Below are 1409 nucleotides of genomic sequence, written 5' to 3'. Positions count from 1 at the left end.
GTAGCGTGCCGTTCTTTGAATCCTTTATTTAACATAATAGGATATTATGCGATTTCAGTGACTACAGTCGTAGATTAGATCAATTTCTCCAGTTTTACCCTTTGCTAGTTCATCTAATTTTTTTGTTTCTTTGCCTGTAAATAATCTATCAGCGCATTTTCCTTGTTTTTCCATGTCGTAATCCATTGTTGATGCCATTAATACTTTTTTCTTTTTGGTGTCATACCTTACAGACATTTTATTTTCTTCACCTTTTGGTGTTTTGTGTTTTTTTAATTGAGCATAGTATTTTTCAATCTCTTCCTTTGTCATCGCATTTGGTTTTGCAAGGGCATAGGTGCTTGTTATTGCTAACAATACACCTGTAATCAATAATTTATACATTCTAATTATTTCTCATAAGTTCTTTGCTTTTATGATGAATAATCAATGCTTTCATCATTTCTTTTGCTTGTTCTCTTTCTGCACCTTCAAATCTTTCGATTTCTCTAGCTAGCGTTTTTACGTCTGTATTTTTAGTTTGCTCGTCATCATCAAATAGAACCATATCAGCACTTACGCCAAGTGTGATTATTATCTTTTTTAAAGTTGATGCCGTTGGGTCAGCTTTATCACTGAGAATGCTGTAAATAGTGGTTGGTGGGATTTTCGAAAGTTGAGCAAGTTCTCGACCATTTATGCCTAATCTTGCACATATGTTCTTTATGTTTTTACCAACTGACATTTACGCTATCTCGTAATAAATACAAATAATTTTATACCTTATTGTATTTTCATACCTTGAAGCGTTTTTATTTATTGTCATGTACGATACTTTGCACTATATTATGTTTAATTGTAATTTTAGTACGATCTATCGTAATGAATATAATTTATAAAGACCGACAAGAATTCATACAGGCTGCTTTTAATGAGGTGGCGAAAATCGTTTCTGAACATGGAAATTCTTGCCTAGAAGCTTGTGTTCCTGCAATTCCTACAGAACGCTGTTTAGAGCAGTTAGCTTTAGTTGCTGCTGATTGGTCGTATGACTACACAAAAATAGATGCGTATTTAGATACTTATAAAAAATCAAACGCTGAAATATTGGAATATCTAGGGGGTGAGTGCTAATGGAACATATACAGAAGCTGGTTGATTCTCTGGAACAACGTATCTCTAAATTTGAGAATAAAAAGCCAATTTCACAGAAAGCACTTCAATCAGATTTGAACAAGATGCGTATCTTCATCAAGTCATATTTCGAATTAAACCTCGTTACCCAAGATCAACAAAAATCATGGTTGGACAGAGTAGAAGCTGCTCAAATTCGCTATGAAGAAAAACCTGTTCAAAAAACAATCAAAAACAAAGAAAACACAAAGGAAAGCCTCACAAATTCAGCTCGAGCAACCCCCATTTATAATATG

3 protein-coding genes and 1 pseudogene are annotated in these 1409 nt (G+C 33.5%); 2 read left to right on the top strand and 2 right to left on the bottom strand.

The features are described 5' to 3' along the window. Nucleotides 1-54: 54 nt before the first annotated feature. Nucleotides 55-384 (bottom strand): hypothetical protein, encoded by a 330-nt coding sequence (locus F885_RS05365; protein WP_005321107.1) that lies wholly within the window; start codon nt 382-384, stop codon nt 55-57. A gap of 1 nt (nt 385) precedes the next feature. Continuing rightward, nucleotides 386-724 carry a helix-turn-helix domain-containing protein gene (locus F885_RS05370; RefSeq protein WP_005321105.1) on the bottom strand — a complete coding sequence of 113 codons (339 nt, stop codon included), beginning with the start codon at nt 722-724 and terminating at the stop codon, nt 386-388. A 137-nt stretch (nt 725-861) separates the two neighbouring features. Between F885_RS05370 and F885_RS05375 the strand changes: the two genes are divergently transcribed. After that, nucleotides 862-1113, top strand: coding sequence for a hypothetical protein (locus tag F885_RS05375; protein ID WP_005321104.1), 252 nt, complete (start codon nt 862-864; stop codon nt 1111-1113). Next, a pseudogene (locus F885_RS05380) lies at nt 1113-1409 on the top strand (replication initiation factor domain-containing protein); the annotation flags it as partial. The gene F885_RS05375 and the pseudogene F885_RS05380, both read left to right, overlap by 1 nt.

This window comes from Acinetobacter higginsii (assembly GCF_000369845.1).
In the GTDB taxonomy this organism is placed as follows: Bacteria; Pseudomonadota; Gammaproteobacteria; order Pseudomonadales; family Moraxellaceae; genus Acinetobacter; species Acinetobacter higginsii.
Note: the sequence above shows the minus strand (reverse complement) of the source record. Positions and strands in the feature narration are given on the sequence as shown.

Bases quoted from the DNA above. Each gene is read 5' to 3' on its own strand.
- F885_RS05365 (WP_005321107.1), bottom strand. From the start codon at position 384: ATGTATAAATTATTGATTACAGGTGTATTGTTAGCAATAACAAGCACC.
- F885_RS05370 (WP_005321105.1), bottom strand. From the start codon at position 724: ATGTCAGTTGGTAAAAACATAAAGAACATATGTGCAAGATTAGGCATA.
- F885_RS05375 (WP_005321104.1), top strand. From the start codon at position 862: ATGAATATAATTTATAAAGACCGACAAGAATTCATACAGGCTGCTTTT.